Below are 1,547 nucleotides of genomic sequence, written 5' to 3'. Positions count from 1 at the left end.
TGTTCCATCTAATGATTGTCTGGTATGAAAGAAAAACGTTCAAAATCTAAGGAAACATGAGAATTTAAGAGAAAAGTGATTCTCCATAGAGGGAGAATAATTCAATTCAATTTGGATATTATATCCAAGAGGTGATTTAGATTGTTTGCCAAGGTACTTCTGTTAACAAGCTTCCTGTTTGGTCAGGCATATCTGCCCGAGACAGCGATGATCGGAAATGTGTCTACAAATATGCCTTCGGGTGGCGGCATTTGGTCATTCATACCAAGTGGTGTAACAAAGATGACTATATTTGTTGAAGCTGAAAATACAGAAACAGTTTTGTTTTGGCTAGTCCCCACAGGAACACAAACTTGGGGGTATAGAGAACTCATTGGTTACGATAAGAATGGAAGTGATGGTTGGTCATTAACTTGGGAATTTGGAAATCGAAGACTTCATGACCACATCCATGTTCAAGCATTGGGGAGTGATCATTCTTCTCAAGCCAATGATATCATTAATGTGGTGACAGAATTGAATTAACGGGAGACGAGGGAGTTCAATAGAGAGGAACAGCTATTGAATGGAAACAACTAAAAATGATAAAATAGAAAATTAAAATGAAGTCTGTTTGATCGCAAAGCGATTAATATAATTTCGAAAAGAGTGGTAAACATGAAGTCATATATCAATTGGAGATATACGATCACCATCTACAAAAAAGTATGAAAAGGAGCGTGATAAATAAAAGAGAAAAAGGAGCAGAACGAAATGATACAAAACAGAAAAGCAACCGTTAATGACTATGATATGATTATAAATCTTTGGGAAAGATCGGTAATGGCCACTCATCATTTTTTGAGTTTCAAGGATAAAGAGGAAATCAAAAAAGAATTACCCATGTATTTTCCTCATCTTGATGTACGTCTCTGGTATACCGAAGACTCTATCATTGGTTTTACCGCCATCAATGAAAATCACTTGGAAGCACTATTTCTCGATCCCGATAAAATTGGCAAAGGGTATGGGAAACAAATTATGCAAATATGCATCAATGGTTTTGGGATCACGTCCGTTGATGTGAATAAACAAAATGAGAATGCGACAAGGTTTTACTTAAAAAGCGGTTTCGGAATAATCGGTGAAGATTTAACGGATGGAGCAGGCCGCTCTTACCCCATTTTACATTTGAAATACAATGAACAGCAGAAGTAATTCTTCTGTCCAGGCTGTCGAGAAATCGACAGCCTTTTAAATAACTATTGAATATCTTTTTTGACAGCACACAGAAGCTTAATGATTTTGCAATACATAACGTTACATAACTAATTAGGTGATTCAACAATTCTGTTAGAGGAACATCGATGGAATGATGGTGGAACAAAAAAATCAAACGCGTAAAGTCAAACTCGAACAAAAAATCATTACTCTAATCATTGAAAAATGCATTTTTGTTTGTTGAACCATTACGCTACCCCGAAAATTACTCTTAGCTCAGACCTAAATATGGCAACACGAAACTAAGCCCAGCTTTTATGTTTTTTTAAAAACTGTGCTTCTTCGAA

The 1,547-nt window shown here is 35.9% G+C and carries 2 protein-coding genes; both read left to right on the top strand.

The features are described 5' to 3' along the window. Positions 1–141 precede the first annotated feature (141 nt). Positions 142–525, top strand: a complete 384-nt coding sequence (locus EV294_RS30855) for a hypothetical protein (protein ID WP_243711845.1) — start codon at positions 142–144, stop codon at positions 523–525. Between the two features lie 228 nt (positions 526–753). After that, positions 754–1,197, top strand: coding sequence for a GNAT family N-acetyltransferase (locus EV294_RS30125; protein WP_132313688.1), 444 nt, complete (start codon positions 754–756; stop codon positions 1,195–1,197). Positions 1,198–1,547: the final 350 nt, after the last annotated feature.

The sequence above is a fragment of the Paenibacillus sp. BK033 genome, assembly GCF_004345425.1.
Lineage (GTDB): Bacteria > Bacillota > Bacilli > Paenibacillales > Paenibacillaceae > Pristimantibacillus.
The sequence above is the reverse complement of the archived record's forward strand: the minus strand, read 5'-3'. Positions and strand labels throughout refer to the sequence as shown.